The sequence below is a fragment of the Hymenobacter sp. M1-2 genome (assembly GCF_057808495.1).
In genome coordinates this window covers 151835-174213 of the sequence record NZ_JBTYZO010000002.1, presented here as the reverse complement: position 1 = coordinate 174213, position 22379 = coordinate 151835, and the positions used below count along the sequence as shown (strand labels likewise).

17 protein-coding genes are annotated in these 22379 nt (G+C 60.1%); 9 read left to right on the top strand and 8 right to left on the bottom strand.

The window, feature by feature from the left end; genetic code table 11:
• Nucleotides 1-30 precede the first annotated feature (30 nt).
• The 3 genes from ruvA to ACYSMN_RS02755 all read right to left on the bottom strand — a co-directional run bounded on the left by ruvA (nucleotide 31) and on the right by ACYSMN_RS02755 (nucleotide 4253).
• Nucleotides 31-636 carry a Holliday junction branch migration protein RuvA gene (gene ruvA / locus ACYSMN_RS02765; RefSeq protein ID WP_488922312.1) on the bottom strand — a complete coding sequence of 202 codons (606 nt, stop codon included), beginning with the start codon at nucleotides 634-636 and terminating at the stop codon, nucleotides 31-33.
• A gap of 288 nt (nucleotides 637-924) precedes the next feature.
• Complete coding sequence (locus tag ACYSMN_RS02760) at nucleotides 925-3198, bottom strand: NADP-dependent malic enzyme (RefSeq protein WP_488922311.1); 2274 nt, start codon at nucleotides 3196-3198, stop codon at nucleotides 925-927.
• 449 nt (nucleotides 3199-3647) lie between these two features.
• Nucleotides 3648-4253 carry a hypothetical protein gene (locus ACYSMN_RS02755; RefSeq protein WP_488922310.1) on the bottom strand — a complete coding sequence of 202 codons (606 nt, stop codon included), beginning with the start codon at nucleotides 4251-4253 and terminating at the stop codon, nucleotides 3648-3650.
• Between the two features lie 593 nt (nucleotides 4254-4846).
• On the opposite strand from ACYSMN_RS02755, the gene ACYSMN_RS02750 reads away from it, so the two are divergent.
• Nucleotides 4847-5329, top strand: a complete 483-nt coding sequence (locus ACYSMN_RS02750; RefSeq protein ID WP_488922309.1) for a YdeI/OmpD-associated family protein — start codon at nucleotides 4847-4849, stop codon at nucleotides 5327-5329.
• Nucleotides 5330-5347: 18 nt separating this feature from the next.
• On the opposite strand, the gene ACYSMN_RS02745 is transcribed toward ACYSMN_RS02750, so the two are convergent.
• On the bottom strand, nucleotides 5348-8242 hold the full coding sequence (locus ACYSMN_RS02745; RefSeq protein WP_488922308.1) for a TolB family protein: 2895 nt from the start codon (nucleotides 8240-8242) through the stop codon (nucleotides 5348-5350).
• 76 nt (nucleotides 8243-8318) lie between these two features.
• Nucleotides 8319-8762, bottom strand: coding sequence for a DUF2141 domain-containing protein (locus ACYSMN_RS02740; protein WP_488922307.1), 444 nt, complete (start codon nucleotides 8760-8762; stop codon nucleotides 8319-8321).
• 322 nt (nucleotides 8763-9084) lie between these two features.
• Between ACYSMN_RS02740 and ACYSMN_RS02735 the strand changes: the two genes are divergently transcribed.
• The 6 genes from ACYSMN_RS02735 to ACYSMN_RS02710 all read left to right on the top strand — a co-directional run bounded on the left by ACYSMN_RS02735 (nucleotide 9085) and on the right by ACYSMN_RS02710 (nucleotide 15453).
• Nucleotides 9085-9798, top strand: a complete 714-nt coding sequence (locus ACYSMN_RS02735; protein WP_488922306.1) for a hypothetical protein — start codon at nucleotides 9085-9087, stop codon at nucleotides 9796-9798.
• A gap of 54 nt (nucleotides 9799-9852) precedes the next feature.
• A complete protein-coding gene (locus ACYSMN_RS02730) occupies nucleotides 9853-10902 on the top strand; it encodes a 2Fe-2S iron-sulfur cluster-binding protein (RefSeq protein ID WP_488922305.1) in 1050 nt (349 codons plus the stop codon).
• Nucleotides 10903-11366: 464 nt separating this feature from the next.
• Nucleotides 11367-12050 carry a peptide-methionine (S)-S-oxide reductase MsrA gene (gene msrA / locus ACYSMN_RS02725; protein WP_488922304.1) on the top strand — a complete coding sequence of 228 codons (684 nt, stop codon included), beginning with the start codon at nucleotides 11367-11369 and terminating at the stop codon, nucleotides 12048-12050.
• Nucleotides 12051-12207: 157 nt separating this feature from the next.
• A complete protein-coding gene (locus ACYSMN_RS02720; RefSeq protein WP_488922303.1) occupies nucleotides 12208-13014 on the top strand; it encodes a PAS domain-containing protein in 807 nt (268 codons plus the stop codon).
• Between the two features lie 74 nt (nucleotides 13015-13088).
• Nucleotides 13089-14249 carry a methionine aminotransferase gene (locus ACYSMN_RS02715; protein ID WP_488922302.1) on the top strand — a complete coding sequence of 387 codons (1161 nt, stop codon included), beginning with the start codon at nucleotides 13089-13091 and terminating at the stop codon, nucleotides 14247-14249.
• A gap of 391 nt (nucleotides 14250-14640) precedes the next feature.
• Nucleotides 14641-15453: an amidohydrolase gene (locus ACYSMN_RS02710; protein WP_488922301.1), complete on the top strand. Its 813-nt coding sequence runs from the start codon at nucleotides 14641-14643 to the stop codon at nucleotides 15451-15453.
• A 185-nt stretch (nucleotides 15454-15638) separates the two neighbouring features.
• Here the strand turns inward: ACYSMN_RS02710 and ACYSMN_RS02705 are convergent, their stop codons facing one another.
• Entirely contained in the window at nucleotides 15639-17933 is a 2295-nt protein-coding gene (locus tag ACYSMN_RS02705; protein ID WP_488922300.1) for a T9SS type A sorting domain-containing protein, read from the bottom strand.
• Between the two features lie 56 nt (nucleotides 17934-17989).
• Between ACYSMN_RS02705 and ACYSMN_RS02700 the strand changes: the two genes are divergently transcribed.
• Nucleotides 17990-19306 carry a UDP-N-acetylmuramoyl-tripeptide--D-alanyl-D-alanine ligase gene (locus ACYSMN_RS02700; RefSeq protein WP_488922299.1) on the top strand — a complete coding sequence of 439 codons (1317 nt, stop codon included), beginning with the start codon at nucleotides 17990-17992 and terminating at the stop codon, nucleotides 19304-19306.
• A gap of 122 nt (nucleotides 19307-19428) precedes the next feature.
• Here the strand turns inward: ACYSMN_RS02700 and rfbC are convergent, their stop codons facing one another.
• Nucleotides 19429-19992, bottom strand: a complete 564-nt coding sequence (gene rfbC / locus ACYSMN_RS02695) for a dTDP-4-dehydrorhamnose 3,5-epimerase (protein WP_488922298.1) — start codon at nucleotides 19990-19992, stop codon at nucleotides 19429-19431.
• 293 nt (nucleotides 19993-20285) lie between these two features.
• On the bottom strand, nucleotides 20286-21419 hold the full coding sequence (locus ACYSMN_RS02690) for a glycosyltransferase family 4 protein (RefSeq protein WP_488922297.1): 1134 nt from the start codon (nucleotides 21417-21419) through the stop codon (nucleotides 20286-20288).
• Nucleotides 21420-21593: 174 nt separating this feature from the next.
• Here ACYSMN_RS02690 and ACYSMN_RS02685 point away from each other — a divergent pair, with 174 nt between their 5' ends.
• Nucleotides 21594-22379, top strand: a complete 786-nt coding sequence (locus ACYSMN_RS02685) for a c-type cytochrome (RefSeq protein WP_488922296.1) — start codon at nucleotides 21594-21596, stop codon at nucleotides 22377-22379.

Sequence of the window (22379 nt, the reverse complement as noted above, 5' to 3'; positions counted from 1 at the left end):
AATAAAAAAGGATGCGAGCGGCGTTGGATGCTAACTAGACTTAAGAGCAAATTTAATCAATTCCTCTACGCTCAAGTCGTTGCCGTGGCGCTGCTGGATTTGGTCAAGATTCTTTTCGGCGGCGGCGCGGGCGAAGCCCAACGTCACTAAAGCCGACAACGCTTCACTGCGATTAGTATTGTGTGCCCGAGCCAACGGAACGGTATCTACACCCGCTTTAGCTAACAATTCATCTTTGCGCAGCCGGTCGCGCAGGTCGAGAATAACGCGCTGGGCAGTCTTTGGGCCTACTCCTTTAATGCTCTGGATGGAGCGAACATCTTCGTTGATAATAGCCTGCCGGATTTCGCCCACGCTCATGCTGCTCACCATCACGATGCCCGTGCCGGGGCCGATGCCCGACACCGAAATCAGGTGCAGAAACAGCGCCCGCTCGTTGGGGTCGAGGAAACCGTAGAGCGTGTGCGCGTCTTCCTTGATGTGCTGAAACGTGTAGAGCTTGGCTTTCTCGCCTTCGGCGGGCAGCTTGCTGAAAGTGGTGAGTGAGATGCGCACTTCGTAGCCCACGCCATTCACGTCCAGAATGGCCTGGGCGTGGTCTTTATAGGCGAGCTTTCCGTCGATGTAGGCAATCATGGTGGAAATTTAGAGTGGTAAAAGCTGGAGAAGAAGGCCCACTTCGGGCCGTGGGAAGGCAACAACGGCGGCTCCGTTTTCTATCCCAAAAATACTGGCATTCTCAGCTAAATGAATTGGAATTACTGCCGCTTCAATCGGCCGATGTCTTGCGTCCAGACTGGTTGGTTAAGGTTGTGCCGCAGCACATTCGCCGTAATTCAGAATTCATAATTTCTAATTTAGCATTACCAAATGGCGCGACTTGCGACCGGTCAGCCCGCGAAGAAGCGGGCAGACCAGGGCGGACTACAGATTCCGGCTATCCTGCTGCGCATCGACGACGGCAATGGCGGCGATGTTGATGATTTCACGGACGGAAGCGCCGAGCTGGAGAATGTGGACGGGCTTGCGCATGCCCATGAGTACTGGTCCAATTACTTCGGCGCCGCCGATTTCCTGGAGCACTTTGTAGGCAATGTTGCCGCTGATGACGTTGGGGAAAATGAGGGTGTTGGCCCCGCCTTTGTCGGCCAGCTCGGAGAAGGGATAATGCTCGCGCAGCAGTTCGGGGCTGAGGGCGGTGTTGGCCTGCATTTCGCCATCCAGGATGAGGTCGGGGTAGCGCTGCTTGGCTAGCTCGGTGGCGCGGCGGGCTTTATCGGGCAGCTCGCCGGGGTTGGAGCCGAAATTGGAGTAGCTGATTACCGCCACGCGCGGTTCGGCGTCGAAGAAGCGTACCGCATCGGACGTCAGGCCAATGATGTCCACCATTTCCTCGGCCGTGGGGTCGATGTTGACGGTGGTATCGGCGAAGAAGAACGGGCCTTTCTTGTGCTGAATGATGTACATGGACGCCACGCGCTTCACCCCTTCTTTCACCCCAATCACCTGCAACGGGGGCAAAATGCTCTTGCCATAGTCTTTGCTGAGGCCGGTGATAAAGGCATCGGCCTCGCCGGTTTCCAGCATCATGCTGCCAAAGTAGTTCCGCTCGCGCAGCAGGCGGCGACCTTCGTAGAGTGTAATGCCCCGGCGCTGGCGCTTTTGGTAGAGCAAGTTGGCATACTCCTCGCGCTTGGCTTCTTCCTGTAGAATATCAATGATCTGGCAGCCGGCTAGGTCGAGGTTGTTTTCGGCGGCGAGGCGGGCAATTTTGTTGCGGTTGCCGAGCAGGATGGGCAGCGCAATGCCTTCGTCGTGCAGGATCTGGGCGGCTTTGAGGATTTTGTAGGTGTCGCCTTCCGCAAATACGACGCGCTTGGGATTAGCCCGAGCGGCCGATGTCATGCGGTTCATGAGCTTCTGGTTTACGCCGAGGCGGCCGCGCAGCTCATCTTCGTAAGCGGCCCAGTCGGTGATGTCGCGGCGGGCAGAGCCGCTTTCCATAGCGGCCTTGGCTACGGCCGGACTCACGGTGGTGATGAGGCGCGGGTCGAGGGGCTTGGGAATGAGGTAGGTGCGCCCGAAGCTGAGCGTATTGTCGCCGTAGGCCCGGTTCACCATGTCGGGCACGGGCTCTTTGGCGAGCTGCGAGAGGGCGTGCACGGCGGCCAGCTTCATGGCTTCGTTGATTTCCGTGGCCCGCACGTCCAGCGCGCCCCGGAAAATGTAGGGAAAGCCCAGCACGTTGTTCACCTGGTTGGGGTGGTCGGAGCGGCCGGTAGCCATGATGATGTCGGGCCGGGTGGCCATGGCCAACTGGTAGCTGATTTCGGGGTTGGGGTTGGCCAGCGCGAAGACGATGGGGTTGTCGGCCATCTTGAGCAGCAGCCCGGCCGGCAGCACATTGGCCGCCGATAGGCCCAGGAATACATCGGCACCTTCCAGCGCTTCGTCGAGCGTGCTGATGGGGCGGTGGGTGGCGAAGTGCATTTGCAGCGGCGCCAGGTCGGTGCGCTGCGGGTTGATGATGCCGTCTTTGTCGAACACCACTACGTTTTCGAGCTTCAGGCCCAGCGCCAGGTAGAGACGCAGGCAGGAAATGGCTGCGGCTCCCGCACCGCTCACCACCAGCTTGATGTCTTCGATGCGTTTGCCTACCACTTCGAGACCATTGAGCAGCGCCGCCGACGAAATGATGGCCGTACCGTGCTGGTCGTCGTGCATGAGCGGAATGTTCATCTTCTCGCGCAGCTCGGTTTCGATGCGGAAGCACTCCGGGGCCTTGATGTCTTCGAGGTTAATGCCGCCGAAAGTGGGCTCCAGCGCCTTCACGATGCGGATGAACTCGTCGGGGTCGGTGGCATCAATCTCGATGTCGAAACAGTCGATGCCGGCGAACTTCTTAAACAGTACGCCCTTGCCTTCCATCACCGGCTTGCTGGCTTCGGGGCCGATGTTGCCCAGGCCCAGCACGGCGGTACCGTTGCTGATAACGGCCACCAGGTTGCCCTTGGCGGTGTACTTATAGACGTCGTCTTTGTTGGCGGCAATGGCCAGACAGGGTTCGGCTACACCGGGGGAATAGGCCAGCGCCAGGTCCAGCTGGGTGCTGACGGGCTTGGTGGGCACCACCTCTATTTTGCCGGCGGGATTTTGTTCGTGGTAGTCGAGGGCGTCCTGTTTGTTTATTTTCAGCATGAGTCAGATTCCGGGGTGAGAAGCCGCCGCCGAGGCTACGGCTCAGGCAAGTTGGGGTGAAATCAGCCGGAATCAAAGTTTAGGAGGTATGCCGAACACAGAAAAGCGCCCCGTACCGTGGCTGGTCGGGGCGCCTGAAGCAGTAAATACTGAGCTGTTTCAGTGAACCGCCACGCACAGTCAGACGGGCGGGATTGAAGCTCGGGTAACGCAGAAATCCGTTTCGCGCACGAGCGAAGCGAGTATCCGGTACCGCGCCAGCCGGGCAGAGTAGCGCGAAGCTCCGGCTTCGCGTATCGTTGAACGAAAGTCGTTGCCGCCTCATGCGAGTCGTTCAACCTCAGCAACGATGCGCGAAGCTGGAGCTTCGCGCTACAGGCTGCACGGCGCGGTGCCGGATACTCGCTGTGCTCGTGCGCGAAACGGATTTTCGCGCTACGGGCCGCCACTTACTTCAGGGGCACTTCCGTGAACGTGCCGGACACGCGCAGGTCGCCGGGGCGGCGGCTATCGGTGGTGGAACCGTCGGCCTGGAAAACGAAAGGGTCCTTGGTGTTGGGGGCGGTGCAGGTGTAGCTGCCGCTGATGAGGTTGCGGCGGGCGTCGTAGCTCGTGATGGTGAAGGAGCCTTCGAGGCGGTTGGAGTTGCTGTGCACTCGGTTGCTGCGGCTGTCGGCAGTTCCGGTCCGCTGGTAGCTCACCTGTACGTCGCCCTGACCAGGGTCGGGCTGGGAAGCCAGCGTGTAGGTGCCGATTAAGCCGGGCTGCTGGCGGCTTTTGGGCAATACGAACTCTATTTGGTCGGTGGCGCCGAGGCCGGGCAGGTTGTTAGTGAATTTCACCGTGAGCCGGTCGGTGAGAAGCTGGCCGGCGGGCTTGTCGGCCAGGTAGTTGATACCGCGGCTTTCATCGGGGCTGTAGTAGCGGAAGACTAGATTGAGCGAGGCTTCCTGCACGGGCGCCGTAGCGGCGGGCTGCGGCGAGTCGTTGTCTTTCTGGCAAGCGGTGATGCCGAGTGTGAGGGCAGTAAGGGCGAGGAGTAGGTTCTTCAACATAAGAGATACAAGCTGGGCTATGGCCGCCTTCCAGTTTTCATGCCAGAATAGCTGGTGGTAAAGTCTCTGCTGGCTTCTGTTGGGCTCTTTCTGCTTTCTTACAGACAGTTAGAGCAGGCAGGGGAAAGCCACTGGCCCGGCGGCGAGTAGCACATGGCGGTGCGGGCGGTGAGGCGGCTATTTGCGCCGCCTCTTGCTTCGCTCAGCTCCGTTTGACTGGTCCTGAACCATACGAAGACGGCAGCAGGAGCGGTTTTTCATCTTCTCCGTTTCGTACAGCTCTCGACTATATAGCTGCGCTGGAAAGTGAAGCAAGGAAAAGCCAGGCACAATGGACGCACCCCGAAGGCAGGCCGAAAGCATCGGTGCGGGAATGTGCAAAGTTGGCCTGGACTTGAACTGGGCATGGCGCAACGAATTCCCATGCGCCGGGGCATACGTACGCTATTTGGATGCTCGCTGCTGGCTGTGGAATCGGTTTCCGTGCTACGCTTGGTTGCCGTAGGTTTGTAAGGAATCTTTGCCAGGGGCGACGGACTGAAGTCCGTGCCACGCCACGGGGGTGGCTATTTAAAAGTTTTTACGCGTTGCTTATGCCTGACCCTATCACCTTTGAAGCGTATCTGGAATCAGGCACACCCAATTTTATACCCACCCAAATAGTGATAGTCCCACCCTTGGTGGTGGAGGCGTTAGGTGGCAAGGCGACGAAGCGGGTGGAAGGCACGTGTAATGGCCATCCGGTGCGGCTAGGGCTGTTACCGCTGCCGGGCGGCGGGCGTTACCTCATGCTCAACAAGGATTTGTGCCGCACCGCGGGCGTGCAGCCCGGCCAGCACATCACCTTCACGCTAGCCCCCGACCCGGAACCGGACCGGGTGGACCTACCCGACGAGTTGGCCGAAGCACTAGCGGCCTGGCCCGAAGCGGAAGTTGGCTTCAAGGCTTACTCACTCAGCCACCGGCGGGCAATGGCGCAGCACGTAGGCACGGCCAAGCAAGCCGAAACCCGCGCCCGCCGGGCCGTGGAACTGGCGGAAAGACTGGCCCGCGGGTCCCATCCCTTTCGAAAATAACCCAGTCGTTGCTTCCGGCTACAAGCGAATACCGAAGGCTAGCGGCTCTATAAGTAGCTCGTTGGTATAGGTGTTCACCACCACCCGCACCCCAGCTTCGAATGGCGTGCGTAGGCGCAACACATTGAACAGCACCGACGCATCGAGGCCAGCGTTACGGTAGTTGCCGGAGCCGGATATGCCTACGCTACGGCCCCAGGCTAGATCAAGAAACCCGGTGGCCCGCAGGCGCTGCACGTACAGCAGCCGGCCCAGCGACCAGTGCGGAAATGCCAGCGGTAGGTTGTAATCGAGGGAAGCGGTGCTGAGCCGGTCGAAGCTTACATAACTCTCGCTCCGCGGAAACGACACCGCCGCCGCAAATTGATACTGGCGCTGCTGCTGCCACTGGTAACCACCCCGCAGGCGCAGGGCGTGGTGTTTGCCTAAGCCCGGCAGAAATACGCTGCCTTGCGCCGCCCATTGCCGGGCGTCGAGCCCAGTTCCGAACGGCGTGAGGCGCGAAGTGAGCAGCACCGAACCACCCCATCGCGGGGCCACGTCACGGGCGCTTTGCTTGAGCTGGCGTACGAAGCTAAGCGTGGTTTGTACGGCGTGCACCGGATTGTTGGGGCCAGGCTCGGAGGGGGAGCGTATGGGCAAGTCGTAGTCGCTCACGCGCTCGTGCAGGTAGTAGCTGCTCAGGGTGAGAGCTGAAAGGTATTTGGAGCGGGTAAGGGTGAGCGGCAGGCGCAGGCCGGTGGTGAAACGAGTGTAGCGCCACTGGTCACGGCGGAGGCTGTCGAGGGGCTGGTCACGCTTACGGTCGATGTAACGCGCCACGTTGCGGCCGCCGTAGCGGATTTCAGCATCGAACACCGGGTACTGGCCTTGGTAGCTGAGGCCGCCCAGCACCGCGCCGGTGCGCTCGTTTTGGTCGTAGCTGACGCCAACAATACCCTGGGTGGTGCTCAGCACGTCCTGCGACCGAACGCCTAGAATTACATTGTTACCATCTGGGCTTTGCACCGCGCCCCAACTGAAAACGTTGAAGGCGTGGCGGAATACTGAGTACGGGCGGACCGCATACTTGGCGACGGAGTCGGAGCGGGAGGAAATGCCGAGTAGGGGCACCACAGTCTCCGCACCCGGCTCACGAGCCGCGAGCTTATCTGCGTACGGGTCGGCGGGTTGGGCGGAAACGGCCATTGGCACCGGCCGCCACTTGGCTGGGTCCAGCGGCATTTCCACTACTCGCGCACCGTTGGCCCGGAAATCGTGGAAAGCCAGGTGTTGGCCATCCGGTGAAACAGCGGCCTGATAGGCCCCTAGCGGCCGGGAAGTCACTTGAAACGTTTGCCCGGTTTGCATATGCACGGCGTACACATTATCGATGCCCGACTGCGGCGAGTTGTATAGCACGTAGTCGCCCCAAGGCTGCGGGTTAGTCAGGTTCACATTGGCTACGGGCAGCAACGGCCGCCCTACGCCGGTAGCGGGGTCGATTACTTCGATAGTTTTGCCGGCCGGTTTGAGCGAAACGGCCACGATGCGCTGCCCGCCGGGAGTCCAGCGGGGCTGTAGATACAGGTCGTTTTGAGGGTTGGGCAGCGTTTGGAGTACGGCCCCAGTACCTGCATCGAGGATGTGGAGGGCATGGTGGTAGGCCGTATCGGTTTCTACGGCTACCAGCCGGCTGCCATCGGGCGAAAGAGCGGCGGCGGTGTAGCGGTGATGGCGGCCCAGGCGCGCGATACGGCCGGTTTTTAGGTTCAATACCCGCAACTCCGAGTAAATGCGCTGGCGCCAGCGGGCATCGGGTTGCTGCTCCGGCCAGACGGCTTTGCCACCGTTCACGCTCAGCAGTTCAGGCACGTTCAGCAGACCTGGTACGTAGACCTTGCGCTCCGAGCCGCGGCGGCCAAGCAACACGAGCCGCGCGATGTCGCCGAGGCCGCTTTTCAGAGCCAGTACCGTGCTGTCGTTTACGTATTGCGGGTACTGATATTCGGTGAACACCTTGCCGCGGTACTGGCCGGCTAGCTCCTGGGCTTCGGTTAGGGTGAGCTGTTTTTGCTCGGTGCGCCACGTAGAATCCAGCTCGTGCATGGTGCGCTGATAGAGCTGCTCCACGCGCAGGCCGGTGGTGCGGCGGATGCCGTTGGAAAACGAAAACGGGTAGAACGGAAACCGGTAGTAACGGTCCAGCGCCCGGTCCCAGATGTCAGCGCCGTAGTGGGTTTTGGCGTAGGAAGTGAGATAGTAGCCGAGCACGTACCAGTTGGGCACCTGGTCGCGCAAAGAACCGTTCGTGGCTTTTTGGTAATTGTAGACGCGGCCGGCGAGCAGGTTGGCCCGCAGGCCTACCCCAAACTCCGGAATCCGGCCCCGGCCGCTGCGCGTGAGGGCCGTTTCGGTGCCCACGGCATCTCCCTCAAAAAACCACTGCGGCACCCCTACAGCCGCTACGCCCAATGCTCCATCGCCGAGTAGCGGACCGAGCAGCCGGCCGATGCCCTGCCGTCCTTTTTCGAACTGCCCTACGTGCCGGTACTCGTGCACGACCAACCCATCAAGCCAATCGACGGTGCCCAAACCCTGGCCTTGCTGAGGCGTGATGAAAAATTCGGCGTGGCGCGGCAGAAACGTCACGAAGCCATTGCTGACGCTGGTGCGGGTCTGCATCACCACAGAAATAGGCCGCGGACTGATGCCGAGCGTGGCGGCGCCGGGCCCATGTACCTGCTCCAGCCGTTGGGCCGTACGTTGCGCCGCCGTTTCCAAGCCCTGCGGATACAGCACCCGAAAATGCGGCGTGCGCACTTCCTGCCAGCGCAACGCGGGTGGATTTTGGTCGAGGATGGGCAGACTTTGGGCGTGGCCGCTAAGCAGTGAGGCCACCCCCGCGGCAGCAGAAAGCAAGAATTTGCGCATGGAACAGCAACTGGGCAGGGCGCAAGAAACCCAGTCGGCACCGAAAAGCCAAGCCTGACTTGGTCCGGCTACAACGTTACTTCAGCAGGACGATACTGATTACCTGGGGGCCGTTCACTACAACCTTGCAGTCGTTGAAACTGGGTGGCGCAAACTTGGGGCGCACATTGTTGGAGAAGGCGTACGGTTCCGTGGGGATGCCCACCATATTCTTATCCAGCTTGTCGTTGTTGTTCATGTCCTGCGTGATAACCACGGCCCATTCACCGTTGGGCAGGTCGACGGGCAGCGTGACTTGACGCTGGCCGCTGGGCTGCACTACTTTTCGGAAGGCATAGCCCCCAGATTTGAGAAACGTAGCGTGCTGATTGTAGAAATAAAGCTTCACCACCGATTGCGTGGAAGCCAGCCCGGATACCACAACCTTGACGGAAGACGTTGCGGGGGTTTCGGCTTCGACTGGTGCCAGAGCGAACCAGCTGCTAACTACCAGGAGGGATACACGCGTCAGAATTTTCATAGGTGAGCAATGAGCCGCAAGTTGAGATGCCAGACCAACACCGCGCTATTCCGAAAAAGTGCCACGCGCTTAAGAAATCCTAAAACGCTTCAGCTTACCTGGAAAGCCAGTTTTCAGCTTGAAAAATACGCATTGGCCGGCGGGTGTGTTATGGAAGAGCTGAGACATGAGCCAGCCGAGTTGGTATCATGAGACCAGTCGAACAGTAAATAGCGTGTACTATGTTGTTTGCTTCGTGGCATATGGTTTGACGGGAGCAACTTCCGAGGTGCCGACTGCATCTGTTGCGGCATCATTTGCTTTTTCTTTGCTGCTACCGTCTATGTCTCGATTTTTCCCCGCCTTCCTGCTTTCCTTGGGTCTGCTGACTACCACTTCCTGCGCCCGCCAAACCTATTCTGCTAAGACCATCGATGCGCCGGCTCTCACGGCCCACCACACCGTGGCCATTATGCCCTTTGATGTGGAGCAGGACCGATTGCGCCTGCGCGATATCCGCTATGCCGGAACCAGCATCGGCGCCGAAGACGTGGCCCAGCGGCAGCAGCAATGGACGGCGCAGCAGCAACTAGAGCGGCGCAACCTCGGCTACGAGCTGCAACGGCAGCTCCAGCTTCAATTGCAGGCCCAGCAGCCTAGCCCCGGCTATACGGTGCAGTTTCAGGACGTGAGCGAAACGAACAAGCTGCTGCTGCAAGCCGGCATCACCTACGAAAACCTGCTCGACCACAGCATGGAAGAGCTGCAAAAAGCCCTGGGAGTTGATGCCGTGCTGTCGGGCCAGACGCTGCTCTACCAGCCCATGCCCAACGGCCTGAACTTGGCGGCGCGCATGCTGATTAACGAAGGACTCCCGGCCAATATGCCTTCCAATACGGCCACCACCAACCTTACGCTCCACGACTGCCGCAACGGCCGCCTCGCCTGGCGCTTCGACTACGAGCGGGCGGGCAGTTCCTCGCTCAAGCCCGAGCGCCTGAGTAAAGATTTGGTGCGCGCCGCCAGCCGTAGCTTCCCCTACCGCCGTAGTGAATAGGCAACTCTCAAAAGCACCCTCACCGGCGCTTTCTTTTTTGGCCTTTCTTTGGACATGTCTTCACCTTACTACTCACTCACTGTTCGCGAGGTGCGGGAAGAAGTGCCGGGCACCAAATCGTTCGTGTTGGAGCCAGCCCACGAGCAGTCTTTCATTTACGAAGCAGGTCAATACCTGACGCTGGTGCAGGAGCAACACGGCCGCGAATCCCGCCGCTCCTACTCCATCAGCTCGGCCCCCGCCCTAGGCGAACCCCTCACGCTCACCGTCAAGCGCCTCGACAACGGCCTCCTCTCCCGCCAGCTCGTAGACCGGACCCGCGTTGGGGATGAGCTGCGCACCCTCGGCGCCGCCGGCTTCTTCACCCTGCCGCCGGACCTAGCCACCAACTACGACCAGCTTATTTTTCTAGCGGCGGGCAGCGGTATCACGCCTATTTTTTCGCTGCTGAAAACGGTGCTGCATACGGCGCCGCAGGTGCGGGTGCTGCTCGTGTACAGCAACCGGAGCCCAGCCAGCACCATCTTCCTGGCCGAGTTGCGGAAGCTGGCCCGGCAGCTTCCGGCGCAGCTGCACCTGGAATTGCTTTTCAGTGAAAACCGCCACCTAGCGCGGGCCCGCCTGCACAAAGAGCTGCTGAAAGAGTTGGTAGTGCATCACGCTCCCGCCGCACCAGAACGCACGCTAGCTTACCTCTGCGGCCCCCTCGACTACATGCGCATGGGCACGTACGGCTTACACGAGGCCGGATTACCACTGCCCCAGATTCGGCGGGAGCTGTTCAACCCCATCACGGCCACTGCGCCCCACAGCATTCCGCCCGACACGGAAGCGCACATGGTGAGCATTCGGCTACGTGGGCAAGAACACCGGGTGGCAGTGCAGTATCCGCGCACCATTTTACAGGCTGCCCGGCAGCACGGCCTCACACTGCCCTACAGTTGCGAAGCCGGTTCCTGCGGCAATTGCGCCGCTCGTTGCACGCAAGGAAAGGTCTGGATGGCGCTGAACGACGTGCTTACCGACCGGGAAATGGCGCGCGGGCTCGTGCTTACCTGCACCGGCTATCCGGTAGGAACCACCGAAGTGCGGCTGGAATACTAGCTGCGCGATTATGTTTCCATGAAGCCTTGCCTTTCTAGCGGCAATTACGTTGATTCCAGCAGTGATTCACCCTACCCCTCCGGTATGCAAATGAACCGCGTAGCTGGCCGTTTGGCCCGCGGCTGGTATTACTGCCGCAAGTAGCCCTGCCATTCTGCGCGTTGCCGACTTTGCCCCACCCACGTGGAGCACTGGGCTCTGTCTCCTTCAATGTATCGGTTTGCTGATAACCTCCGGCGGCAACAAACGCGGTAGCCTATTCAATCAGCCCACTAGCTAAGTAGCTCCTAAGAATCCACTTAGCTAGCCGCTAGCTTGGTTCTCTGCTGCCGCTTAGCCGTAGTTGACTTGGCTTCTTGAACAACTACTAAGCTGCATTTGTCTTGCCAAGGTGGAGCTGCGTCCGTTTCGTAGCCGGCTGCGTATGTCTGCCATTCCACTTCTTTTGGTCCTTCTTCTTCTCGATGATGTCCTTGCTGAACGTAAAATATTATTTGCTGGGGTTGATACTACTGTTGGGTGCCTGCACGCAACAGCAACCCGCCGATGCCCAAGCGCTAAGCCGGTCGACGGCCGGCGGCTTACCCACCGCTGCTCAGGCCAAAGGCTTGGCTGTCGCCACTTTTGCGGGGGGTTGTTTCTGGTGCACCGAGGAGGTGTTTGAGGAGGTGAAGGGTGTACACTACGTGGTATCGGGCTATGCTGGCGGCAAAGAAGCCAAGCCCACCTACGAGCAAGTGGGCAGCGGCAACACCAGCCACGCCGAGAGCATCCAGGTCTATTACGACCCCAAGCAAGTGAGCTACCAGCAGCTGCTAGACGTATTTTTCCTGGCCGGCCACGATCCTACCACCCTCAACCGCCAAGGCCCCGATGCGGGTACCCAGTACCGCTCCATTGCCTTCTACCGCACCCCGCAAGAAAAGCAGCTTATCGAGGCCACCATCAAGCGCGTGGATGCGTCCAAGCACTACTCCAGCCCCATCGTAACGCAGGTAGTAGCTTTTACCACGTTTTGGCCCGCCGAAGACTACCACCAGGGCTACTTCCGCCTGCACGGCGACAATCCCTACGTGCAGTCCGTATCGACGCCCAAAGTCCTGAAATTCCGTAAAGCGTTTCCGCAGTTGCTGAAGGCCCCGCTCTAGCTGCCAGCACCGCACACCTCGACTAGCCGGGTGGTTATCGTCCTACTAGTTGCCTTACTTGCAGACACTTGCCTGCCCGAGAATATAATTCGCTATATTCTTAGGCAGGCTGTATCTTGCATGCTCGCCCCGATTGCCTCTACTAGCACACCTGTTTATGCTTTGGTCTGATACCACCGAAACCGCGGCGGCGCGCACCCTTATGCGGGAGTTGCAGCCGGTACCCATGCTCGACGCGCTGCCCCACCTGGCGTGGCTCTCCACCCCCGACGGCACCGTTATCCACTGTAATAAGCGGTGGCATAGCTATACTGGCGCACCGGCCGATGCTTTGGCCGATGGCGGGTTTGTAGATTATCTGCACCCCGAAGACCGGGTGGAAGCCGCCGACGCACAGCTGCGCCACTTGCCCAGTGGCAAAACCATAGAGCTGCACCTGCGCTGGCGGGGCCACGACGGCCGCTACCGCTGGTACCTCGACCGAGTGGTACCACTCCACGCTTCCGAAGGCCATTTGCTAGGCTGGCTCGGCACTTCCACCGACATCGACGAGCAAAAACGGGCCGAATTACAGGAGCGGCGAGGCCGGGAGTTGTTCGAGCTGATGGCCCGGGCCACCAACGACCTGATGTGGGATTGGGACATGATTTCGGGCCGGATGTGGTACAGTGAAGGGTTCTGGCAGCTGGTCGGCTACCCGCCCCGCCCCGATACCGAAACCGTAGCCTTCTGGCTCAGCCTCATTCACCCCGACGACCTGGACCGGGTAACCAACGGCGTGCAGGAAGACCTAACGACCAGCGCGAAACTGCTCGAATCGGAGTTCCGCCTGCGCCGCTCCGACGGCCAGTACCTCACCATCCAGGATCGGGCCTGCGTCATTCACGATGCGACCGGCTTACCCGTGCGCATGGTCGGTGCCATGCGCGACATCACCGACGAGCTGGTACTAGCGGAGCAGTAGTGGCCCGGCGGGCTTATTTGCATTGACTCCCGTTCCGTATTTTGGGCGCTCATTCTGAACGCTCAAATTTCTGTATGCCCCGCCCCCACCTCGTTTCCAAGCTGCCCGACGTCGGCACTAGCATCTTCTCCGTGATGACGCAGCTGGCGCAGGAATGCGGAGCAATTAACCTGGCCCAGGGTTTCCCAGACTACGACCCGCCCGTGGCGCTCCAGGAAGCTTTGGCCCGCCACGCCGCCACGCCGGGCCACCATCAGTACGCGCCCATGCCGGGACTGCCGCGCCTGCGCGAAGCCATAGCCCGCAAAACCGCCCGCGTCTACGGCGTACCGGCTCCAGACCCAGCCACGGAAATCACAGTGACGTGCGGGGCCACGGAGGCGCTATATGGCGTGCTGGCCGCCGTGGTGCATCCCGACGACGAGGTGCTGGTGCTGGAACCCGCCTACGATCTGTACGGACCAGCCATCCGTCTCCAAGGCGGCGTGCCGGTATACGTGCCGCTGCCTGCCCCCCATTTCCACCCCGACTGGAACCAAGTACGGGCCGTTCTTTCCCTTCGCACGCGGCTCATCATGCTTAACTCGCCGCACAACCCCAGTGGGGCCGTGCTTACCGCCGACGACCTCGACACGCTGGCCGAGCTGCTCCGCGACACCGATACGCTCGTGCTCAGCGACGAAGTGTATGAGCACATGGTGTTCGATGGGCAGCCGCACCAAAGCGTAATGCGGCACCCGGAGCTACGGGAGCGGGCTTTCGTGCTGTCGTCGTTCGGAAAAACCTATCACGCTACGGGCTGGAAAATGGGGTATTGCGTGGCGCCGCCGGCGCTTACGGCCGAGCTGCGGCGAGTGCATCAGTTCCTCACCTTTGCCGTCAGCACGCCCACCCAGCACGCCTTGGCCGATGTGCTGGAAACCGATATCACCCACGACCAGCAGCTACCCGCCTTTTACCAGCAGAAGCGCGACCTATTCCGGGAGTTGCTGGCGGCCTCGCGCTTCGAGCTGCTGCCGGTGCCAGGCGGCTATTTCCAGCTCGCCCGCTACGAGCACATTTCTTCGGAAGGAGACGTGGCTTTCGCCAAACGCCTCACCCGCGAGGCTGGCGTTGCGGTAGTGCCCGTTTCCGCTTTCTACCACGACGGCCGCGACGAAGGATTGATCCGCTTCTGTTTCGCCAAACAAGACCAAACGTTACGAGCCGCTGCGGAGCGTTTACGCGGGCTGTAAGAGCCGCAAGCTAAGACCACACGTAGCGCCTTTCTGGCTTCGCTCCCAATCTGAAGCGACTGACACATACGTACAGTATAAAGGCAGTTTACCAAGACGTGTCCGCCGTAGTCTGCCGCAGACGCTGAATAAGGCTAAGGCTGTCTGCTACTATCCGTAGCCCAGGGCTTTAGCCCTGGGAAGTTAATGCAGTTGGAATACCGAGTTGAAGCTCCTGATAGACAGCGGTACATGCCATATGTTAGCCTGAAATCAGCCACGAAAGTATCTGGGTGCTTCAGGATTAAGAAATCATTTTATAATTTATAGCACTATCCGCCTAACTGTTGACTCATCTTTTCAGTATTAGCGGATAACCGCCCCTTTTGCCCCACCTGTTGCACCACTTCTCATGTTTGATCTCACGGATCTCACGGTTTCTTTTGTCCAGGCATCGTTGCAGTGGCACGATCCGGTGGCCAACCGCTCCGAGTTGCAGCGCCACATTGATGAGATATCGGTTCCCACCGACCTGATTGTATTGCCGGAAATGTTTACGACCGGCTTCAGCATGGATGCCACGCATCTGGCCGAAACCATCGACGGCCCTACCGTAGCGTGGATGCGTAAGCTGGCGGCCACCCGCGACGCGGTTATCACGGGTAGCATCATCTTTCAAGACGGTCAAGGACGGCTCTATAACCGGCTGCTGTGGGTGCGCCCCGATGGTAGCCTCTCCTACTATAACAAGCGCCATCTCTTCTCGATGGCTGGCGAGCAGCACGTCTATACGCCGGGCCACGAGCGGCTGATAGAAGAGTGGCGCGGCTGGCGCATCTGCCCCCTCATCTGTTACGACCTGCGCTTTCCCGTGTGGAGCCGCAACCCCACCCAGCAGCCCTACGACCTGCTGCTGTACGTGGCCAACTGGCCCGCCGCGCGCCGCACCGCTTGGATGACGTTGCTGCGCGCCCGCTCCATGGAAAACGTGGCCTACACCATGGGCGTGAACTGCGTGGGCATCGACGGCAACAGCATCGCCTACTCCGGCGACTCCGCCCTACTCGACATGCGCGGCGAATACCTCGTGGAAGTCGGCAACCAGGAAACGGGCATCACCCGCACCCTGCGTCGCGCTGACCTCGAAACGTTCCGGGAGCGTTTCCCCGCCCTCCAAGACGCCGACCATTTCGAGTTGACCCAATCCGTAGAAGTTAAATGGTGATGAGCCGCGTGTCATTGCGAGGCGCAGCCGTGGCAATCCTTCCTCTCAAAGATTCACCTTTCCTAACTAGACAAGCCCTTGGCATTAGTGTAGTAACTAACGCCAAGGGCTTGGTGCTTCAGTGGGTTTTGCGCTGTGAGAGGAAGGATTGCTTCGCTTCGCTCGCAATGACACCCTGGCAGCCGCTATTTCACTACCAGTCGCTGCACGCCCAACTGTCCGTCTGAAGTCTCGCAACGCACCATGTACACGCCAGCGGCTAGGCCCCGCAGGTCTAAAAGGTGCTGGCGGGCGGGTGCGGCGACAGTGCGAATGGTGCGGCCAGTGAGGTCTAGCAGGGTGAGACGAGCGGGGCGCGCGGTTTCTACGGTAGCAGTGGCGGTGGCCGGATTGGGGTAGAGAGTGAGCGGCAACGCTTGGGCGGCTGCATTGCGCGTGCCAAGCACGCGGTTGCGCGGCGTAGCGGCCAGTACGCCGCCGGCTTCCGTCCCGATGAACAGCTCCGGGCCACCAGTGCCGTTCACATCGGCGGCGGCTAGAGCGAAGTGGTTTTGCTCGCGAGAACCTAGATAGTTATCATCGAAACGGTCCTGGGCGGCGTTGTAGAACAAGCTGGTACGGTCGAGGAAGATGCTGCTCTGCGCCCGCACGTTGGCAAATAGCCGGACCCGGCCGCTAGCGTCAATAGTCAGCAGGTCGGGCGTGTTGTCGCCGTCGAAATCGGCCACTACCGGGTACAGGTTGCGCGGCCGGCCGCCGGAAGCCGTTCGAATCTGCCCGAAGTCGGCATTCACCAGCACAAAAGCCGATTCCAGCGGGCTACTGCCGTTGTTGCGGTAATAGCGCAAGGACTGGCCCGGCAGATCGGAGCGGTTCACGCTGGTACCGTAGAGCATGTCCACGAAACCATCGTTATCAACATCAAAAAAGGCCACGGCATCATCTAGCCCACCCGGCAGGTTATTGATCAGGCGCAGGATATTCGAATCGAAGTTGGGCGCTTGGCCGGCCGAAGCTTGGTTAAGGAAATATCCGAGGAAAGGCCGTTTTCCTACGGCAAAGAACCCAATGCATACCAGCTCCGGCGCGCCGTCTCGGTTGAGGTCGGCTACGGTAGGCCGCAAGGCCCCAAACTTCCTGGCCGACAGGTTGAGGTAGTCGTTGGTGACGAGCCGGTACACGGGCCGGGCCAGCGTGCCCACGTTGCGGTAGTACGACAGTGAGGCCATCAGGAAACTAGTGGGCGTCTCGCGCCGCACGCCGGCTACCAACATGTCGAGCAGGCCGTCAGCATCGACATCCAAAAAGGCCGGGGCGGCCTGCGAGCTGACTTCCAGCATATCCTGCTGGAGAAAATTAGTTTGCCGAAACTGGAAGGCTGGCGCTGAACTAGCGCTGGTATTCTCGTAGAATAGTACCGACTGGCGCGTGTCAAGACTATCCTGGTTGTCGTAGACGTTGGGAGCGGTTAGCAAGTCCGGGCGGCCATCGAAGTTGACATCTAAGTGGTAAGCCGCCGGAAAATACGGGAGCCGGATAGCCGTGGCTGCCGTTGGGAAGTTGGTATTAGCGCTGGTCATGGCGGCCTGCTCGCGCGTGCCCTGGTTGAGCATAGACACTAGCTCGGGGCAATAGTCACGGCCCATTAGAGCATCCAGGTCACCGTCGCCGTCGAGGTCGAGCACGGTGAGGTTGCTGCCGGAAGTGTGCTGCACTTGGGAAGGGCGGCACAGCACCTGCGTGGAGCTGAACACGTAAGAGCCGCAGGTGCTCAAACAATTTTGGATGTTGCCCCAGGTTTCGTTGGCCAACCGGAATTGCAAGCCGCCGCAAGGGTCGGTGCTGGTGTTCTGGTAGTGATACACGAGACGGTATTCGTCCCAGTCCACCACCACAATATCGAGGCGCCCATCCCCGTCCACGTCCGCAATGGCTGGCAGGTTGTTGCCCGTATTAATATTAACGGTGGTAGTACCCACCAGCGTGGCCCGGATTTGCGGGGTCACGAGCTGAAAAGCGGGCAAGCCGCCCGCGCCGGCCGCGTTGCGAAACACGCGGATATTGGCCCCATCTTCGGCCGAAGTGAACAGGTCGGGCCGCCCGTCGCAGTCGTAGTCCCGCAGCAGGGCCCAGTTATTGAGGCCAACCGGAAACAACGATGCGTAGCTGGGAGCATATTGCCATTGGCGGCCACCGCTGGGCGCGGCTACGTTCAGGTAGGTGAGTACGCGCCGCGTACGCCGGTCGAAGATGAACAGATCAGGTTGGCTGTCGGCGTTCAGGTCGATGCTGGAAAACTGCGGCGAGTCGAGGCCGCCGGCCCAGGCGTTGCGCAGGGTATCGGTGCCCTGCACTACTTTTGCGACATCCCGAAATTCAAAGCCAAAAGCTGTAGTTTGCGCGGTTGTTGGGGTTGGCAGCGTGGCCGCCAGCAGCCACAGCAACAAACCTGAAAACGAGGGAATAAGGCGGCGAAGCATAGGCGAGCTTTTTTCCAGTCGAACACAAAAATCAAGCCTCAAGTTACCACAAACGCATGGAAGACATAGCGGCGCTCTACGACCGGTTTCGCACCTGCGCCTCCGTCAGCACCGACTCGCGACAGGAACAAGCCAACACGCTGTTCTTCGCCCTGAATGGCCCCAACTTTCGCGGGGCCGATTTTGCCTCGCAGGCCCTGAGCCGGGGGGCCAGCCACGCGGTAGTAGACGATGCTGCTCTCGCCCAACAGGACCCGGAGCGTTACACCTACAGCCCCGACCCGCTCCAAACGCTGCAAGAGCTGGCCCGCTACCACCGCCGGCAGCTCATTATTCCAGTGCTAGCCATTACGGGCTCGAATGGAAAAACGACTACCAAAGAACTGGTCCACGCCGTACTGAGCCGCCGCTACCGGGTGCAATACACGCGCGGCAACCTCAACAACCACATCGGTGTGCCGCTCACGCTGCTCAGTATTCGAGGCAGTGAGCATGAAATGGCCATCATCGAGATGGGTGCCAACCATCAGGGAGAAATAGCCTTGCTGAGCCGAATTGCCGAACCCACGCACGGCCTCATCACCAACATCGGCAAGGCCCACCTCGAAGGCTTCGGCGGCCAGGAAGGCATAGCCAAGGGCAAAGGCGAATTATTCCAGTTCCTGACCAAAGTGGGCGGCACGGCCTTCGTGAACACGCTCGATACGCGCCTGCCAGGGCTGGCAGCGCCGGTGGCAGACCGGGTCACGTATCCAGGCCCCGACGATACGTATCCGGCCACTTTGCTCAGTGCGGCTCCCAACTTGGTGCTGCGGCTTTTCGATGGAAGCACCGCCGAAGCCCAGATTACTGGCGAGTACAATTTCCCTAACCTAGCCGCCGCTGCTGCCGTGGGAGCCTATTTCGAGGTGCCTGCTTCTGATATCGCCGAGGCGCTAGCCTCCTACGCACCGACCAACAACCGCTCCCAGCTCGTGCAGAAGGGCAGCAACGAAGTGGTGCTGGATGCCTATAATGCCAACCCCAGCAGCATGGCCGCCGCCCTGACCAGCTTCGCCAACCGGCCCGGTGTGTCCAACGCGGCCAAAGTGGCTATCCTAGGCGACATGTTCGAGCTAGGCACCGAAAGCCCGGCCGAGCACCGCGCCATAGGCCGGCTCCTGGCCGACTTACCAATTGGCACCGTCGTCCTCATCGGCCCCGACATGGCCTACGCCGCCGAAGCCGACCCTTCGTTCCGCCATTTTGCCACCAAAGCCGAAGCTGCCTCCTGGTTGCAAAGTCAAGACCTACAAGGCCGGCAGATCCTCATCAAAGGCTCCCGCGGCATGGGCCTAGAAACCCTCCTAGATCACGGATTAGCACGGATTTAAGCGGATTTCACGGATTTTGTGGACGATTGAAAACCAAAAGAGCTTACCACTGGCAAGCTCTTTTGGTTTGAAGATTTAGGCTAGGTGATGTCCGCGCCAGCTACAAAATCCGTGAAATCCGCTTAAATCCGTGCTAATCCGTGATCGAAGGGGGTATCGAATTCGCTGAACGTAGGCAGCAGTTGGTCTTTGTCGGAGACGTTGGGATGTTCGATGCCCCAGTTGATGTTCAGCGTCGGGTCGTTCCAGAGCAGGCCACCTTCGGCGCTGGGCTGATAGTAGTCGGAGCACTTGTAGAGGAACAGCGTGTCGTCTTCGAGGGCCACGAAGCCGTGGGCGAAACCGATGGGCACGTAGAGCATGTTGCAGCGCTGGGCATCCAGTTCTACCAACAGCTGCTGGCCGTAGGTGGCGGAGTCACGGCGCAGGTCCACTATCACGTCGAGGACGCGACCCTGGGCTACGCGCACTAGCTTGGCTTGGGCGTGGGGTGGCCGTTGGAAATGCAGGCCGCGCAGCACGCCGCGCGCCGAGCTGGATTGGTTGTCCTGCACCCACTCGTGGCGGACGCCGGCTTGTTCCATGAGCCGGGCACTGAATGATTCGAAGAAGATACCGCGGGCATCACCGAAAACGCGGGGCGTAAATTCCACTACACCCGCCAGGGCGTGTTGCTTGATTTCCATCAGATAAGCTAAAAATCCGGACGGCGCGGCCGTTGTCGGGGGCGCAAGTTAGGGAATACCAGAATCAACCTACTGGCATTTGTTGGGAATGGAGCGGGCCTTTTTGGGAGCGTAGGGCATGTCTATTCTTGTTCTGTACGTGCCGAATACGCTTTACAGACAAGCCGTTGGCGTTAGATTAACACCCTGCTGCCGGAGCAATTTTCACCTTTGACAGGCTATATAAGCTCTACGCAAAAAGAGAGAAAGCCTGCTTCATATGGCTTCCTCGTTCTCACAAGAAGCGGTGCTTCTTACTTCGGCACTGTGCTTTTCTCCAAAGCCACCGACGCTACTTCGCGCAGGTACTTGTCGAGCACGATTCGCTCGTCGAATTTTGTTTCGGCGAGGTGGCGGCCGGCGCGGCCCATTTGCTCCAGGGCAGCGTCGGGCAGGGCCAGGATGCGCAGCATTTTGTCGGCGAGGTCCTGGGCGTTGCGCACTTCGCAGAGCAGGCCGTTTTGGCCGTCTACTACGGTTTCGCGGCAGCCGGGTACGTTGGTCGTCACGATGGGTTTGGCCATGGCGGCGGCTTCGAGCAGGGTTTTGGGTGTGCCTTCGCGGTACGAGGGAAGCACCACGCAGTCGGCCTGCCGGATTTGCGCGGCCACGTCGTCTGAGGTGCCTAGATACTCGATATTACCCGCTGTGAGCCACTGCTCAAATACCGTCCGCTTTACGCCCACCCCACCCGATTCGTCGATACCGCCCAGTAGTTGCACACGCGTGCCAGGCGCGGCCTCGCGCACGAGACGGGCGGCTTCGAAGTATTCTTCCACGCCCTTTTCGTAGAGCACGCGCGCAATCATGAGGAAGGTGAAGGGCTGGCGGCGCTTGAACTCGGCGTCGGGCTGAAACTTGTCGGTGGCCACGCCGGAGCCGGGCAGCAGGTCGGTGAGGGCGGGGCGCACCAACTGGTGTTGCAGGAAAAGCTGCCGGTCATCGTCGTTTTGAAAAAACACCTTGCGCGGAAACCGGAACGCGAAACGGTAGAGGCCCAACGCCACGCGGCTCACCAGGTTTTTCACGATAAACACCGTGCCCAGCCCCGACACATTATTCACGCTTGGAATGCCCGCCAGCTTGGCTGCCAAGGTGCCGTAGATGTTGGGCTTGATGGTATAGTGCAGCACCACATCGGGCCGCTCACGCCGATAGATGGCGTAGAAACGGCGCGTCAGCAGCGCGTCTTTTATGGGATTGGTGCCTTTGTTCTCCATAGCAATAGGCACGTAGCGGCAGCCTAGCTCGGTTTCCAGCCGCTCGGAATAGGCATCGGGTGGCGCAATGGCCAGCACCTCATGCCCGGCGGCTTGCAGCGCCTTCACCAGGCTACGACGAAAATTCCAGATGTTCCAGCTCGTATTAATGACGATAGCAACGCGCATTTTGGGCAACAGGTGATGAGGTGACGGGTTATAAGGAGCGGGAAGGAGCGGGCGGGGGCGTAAAGGTACGGGTGGGCATCGTCTGCCGAGAGAATTTGCCGCGGCGGCCAAATGCTACTGCGCCTTCCCTAGCCGTTACCTTTGCCGGCATCTCACCCAGCATCCACTCACCGAATGTCTTTTTCCGTTCTGTTGCTGCGCCTGCACCTTGTTGTAGTGCTGGCCTTTCTGCTGTTCTTTGGATTGAAGGCGGCACTGCTGTTTATGGACCGCCAAGAAGCATTGCGCAACCTGCGGGCCCGCACTCGCATTGTCGATTCGCTGCTAGGGCTCTTGATTCTGGTTTCGGGCGGTACGCTGCTGGCTCTGTATCCCGCCTCGACGCCGGGGTGGCTGTGGCTGAAGCTCAGCCTCGTGCTGGTGCTGCTGCCACTGGCTATTGCGGCCATGCGCCGCCAGCACAAGCCGGGCGTGGCCCTCACGCTACTCGGCTTCGTGTACGTGTACGCTTTGTCGGAAACGGGTAGCCTCACACTCCAGCGGCCTACACTGCCCGGCGCAGCGGCTTCGGCGGCCGGACTGGCCGAAACCACCGCTACGCCCGACGCGGCGGCTCCGGTAGATACCACTGCCGCGCTGTCCGGGCTTTCGGAAGCCGATGCCGCTGCTATTGCCGCCGCCACGCCGCCTCCCGCCGACGTGGTTACCGCGCCAGTTTCGGAAGCTTCCGACGCTTTAGTAGCCGGCAAAGCCTTGTTCACGCAGAACTGCGCGGTATGTCACGGGCCCGATGGCAAGCTCGGCCTCAACGGCGCCCACGACCTCACCAAAAGCAACCTGAATACGGCCGGCCGCGTGTATATAGTGACGCAGGGCCTGGGTAAGATGCCCGCCTTCAAAGGCCAACTCACCGAAGCCCAGATCCAGCAAGTCGTAGCTTATTCGCTCACGTTTAAATAG